Genomic DNA, 2,740 nt, shown 5'->3' on the forward strand with positions numbered 1-2,740 from the left:
TCTTATGATCTTGTCTTTCATAAACTACATAGGGTTGCCACTGATCAAATCGATAACCGGCAGAAATATAAAAATTTGTTCTGTCAGAATAGAATGATTTTTCAATACCTATATCATTGTATTCAAATACAATATTCCAGTTTCCAGGCTCAAGTAATACGCCAATACCATAAAAGGTGCCCTTGTCTTCATTAAAATCAAGCTCTGCAGCCAGTGCCTGGAAGGCAGGAATATTTGTATTGAATAACGCATCGGTTAGTGGTGAAAACGCATCTGCTGATACTGTTATATTACCCTCAACATATGCAGCACGGAATGAATACCAATCACGGCTTAACACCATATTTAAAGATAACACCTGCTCATAGCGACCAGACGCTGGCTGACCAAAAAGCGGATTATTATCTGATGAAGAACCATAAAGTAATTGCATAGAAGCGTCAAAGCTACCAAGGTCAGTAGTGTAATACAAAGAGACACCTTCAACACTGGTAAAGCCAACTCCAGAGTAAACACTTTGTGGTGCAGTGTTCCAAAGATAAGCATAACCAACGTCTTTAAAATCAGAATAGGTAAAAAATGGCACACCAAGCCGACCAGCATTAATCACTAAATCATTACTTAATTGATAACTAAGGTATAACCATTCTAACTGAACATTAAAATCATCTACGCCTCTGCCAAGCAATTGACCTGTAACCGATAACTTTTCGCCCAAATCAGATTTCACCTGGAGCGCAAATAAACTACCGGTCTTAAAGTCTAATTCACTACCGTATCCATAAAGGTTTTCATCGGACGATGTTGTCATGCCGGCTTTGATTGATGCAAAGCCATTAATGGTGGTATTGGCATGGGCCTTTGCAACACACAATGCAGAGAGAACCGCCAAGGCTAGCAGGTGTTTTTTCATTATTACCTCTTCAATAAAAACAAAGTTGTTAAACGCAAAGTCATCAAAAAAAGGATATACCCAAACCTCAAGAATGCAAAGACAGTTGAGACAAAAGAGTCACTAGAGTCAGGATTGAACAAATTTATTGGCTGCTGAGCATCTGAAAATTGCGACATGCCGTAATACCTGAGTAAAATACTCAACAATATTACTTGAGTGTTTTACTCGGGTATTGTAATGTCTGCACTGTTTTTTTTGATTACAGCGCTCACCAAACGTAATAGTTAGCCATCAGCCAATTAATAAGACTGCGCGCAACACTGCGGAGAACCGTTACCCGCTCAATAAGGTGTATTAAATGAGAAGTACCATTACCGAAACCGTTACCTATGTTCATCATTGGAATGACACCCTGTTTAGTTTTAAAACAACCAGACAACCAAGTTTTACATTTGAAAACGGTCAATTTGTAATGATTGGCCTTGAAATCGATGGCAGACCTTTATTGCGCGCTTACAGCATTGCCAGCGCGAACTATGAAGATGAATTAGAGTTTTTTAGCATCAAAGTCGACAATGGCGCTCTGACCTCACGCTTGCAGCATATTCAGGTTGGAGATCAACTTACGCTGTCAACCCGGCCAACGGGAACGCTAGTTGCTGGGTACTTAACACCTGGCAAGCATCTTTATCTGCTAGCCACTGGCACAGGTCTTGCGCCTTTTCTTAGCATTATTAAAGATCCTGGCATCTATGAGCAATTTGACAAAGTCATTCTGGTACATGGCGTACGCTATATTTCCGAGCTGGCCTACCAACAGCTCATTTGTGAGCAACTGCCTGCTAATGAGTTTTTTGGTGATTGGGTGAAAGATAAACTGTTGTATTACCCCACTGTGACTCGCGAGCCTTATCGCAATTCGTTACACCAGCAACGTATTACTAGCCTGCTGATTTCTGACATCTTTACCGAACAGCTGGGTTTACCGGCACTGTGTCCAAGCCGCGACAGATTTATGTTATGTGGCAACCAAGCTATGTTAGATGACACTATGGCGATTTTGAATGCTAAAGGTTTTAAGAAAGCCACATCGCGGCAACAGGGCGATTATGTGATCGAACAAGCATTTCTTGAAAAATAGTTTTTATTTAATTTTTAGGACATTTTATGTTGTTAAACGAGGCTAAAATAGTCAAAAGTGCGCTACAAGCAAAAGGATTAGAATCGCCCATTATTCCAAATGCTTTATCACGCGATGAAAAGTACCAAAAAATCCGCCTGTTAATGACCGAGGTAGTCAGTACTTTAGGTTTAGATTTAGCAGACGACAGTTTACAAGAAACTCCGCATCGTATTGCCAAAATGTATGTTGACGAGATATTCGGCGGCCTGGATTATCAAAATTTCCCGAAAGTTGCGCTGATTGACAATAAGATGCAAGTTGATGAAATGATTAAAGTTAAAGATATTAGCTTTAACAGTACCTGTGAACATCATTTTGTTACTATCGATGGTACAGCCACAGTGGCTTACATTCCTGCTGGCCGTATTATCGGTTTATCTAAGATTAACCGGATTGTGCGCTTTTTTGCCCAGCGCCCTCAGGTCCAGGAACGCTTAACCCAACAAATTTTAGTCGCACTTCAAAGTTTGCTGGACACGGAAGATGTTGCTGTATCAATTAATGCCGTTCACTATTGTGTAAAATCACGTGGAGTAATGGATGTTAACTCCAGTACGCAAACCACAGCTCTGGGTGGCGCTTTCAAATTGAATCCGTCAACACGTAGCGAATTTTTAAAGTAAAAATCCCCCTCATTCCCCCTTTTACAAAGGGGGAGGCTT

Annotated in this window: 3 protein-coding genes; 2 read left to right on the top strand and 1 reads right to left on the bottom strand. The window is 40.6% G+C overall.

From position 1 onward, the window contains the following. A partial coding sequence (locus tag V7D78_RS16915; protein WP_333609626.1) for a porin occupies positions 1-913 on the bottom strand: 913 nt, incomplete at its 3' end. 340 nt (positions 914-1,253) lie between these two features. On the opposite strand from V7D78_RS16915, the gene V7D78_RS16920 reads away from it, so the two are divergent. Then, positions 1,254-2,036, top strand: coding sequence for a ferredoxin--NADP reductase (locus tag V7D78_RS16920; protein ID WP_333609627.1), 783 nt, complete (start codon positions 1,254-1,256; stop codon positions 2,034-2,036). Between the two features lie 26 nt (positions 2,037-2,062). After that, positions 2,063-2,701, top strand: a complete 639-nt coding sequence (gene folE / locus V7D78_RS16925; RefSeq protein WP_333609628.1) for a GTP cyclohydrolase I FolE — start codon at positions 2,063-2,065, stop codon at positions 2,699-2,701. Positions 2,702-2,740 lie beyond the last annotated feature (39 nt).

The sequence above is a fragment of the Arsukibacterium sp. genome (assembly GCF_036735525.1).
In the GTDB taxonomy this organism is placed as follows: Bacteria; Pseudomonadota; Gammaproteobacteria; order Enterobacterales; family Alteromonadaceae; genus Alishewanella.

Excerpts from the sequence above, each read along its gene's own strand:
- V7D78_RS16920 (WP_333609627.1), top strand. The coding sequence starts at position 1,254 with ATGAGAAGTACCATTACCGAAACCGTTACCTATGTTCATCATTGGAAT.
- folE (WP_333609628.1), top strand. The coding sequence starts at position 2,063 with ATGTTGTTAAACGAGGCTAAAATAGTCAAAAGTGCGCTACAAGCAAAA.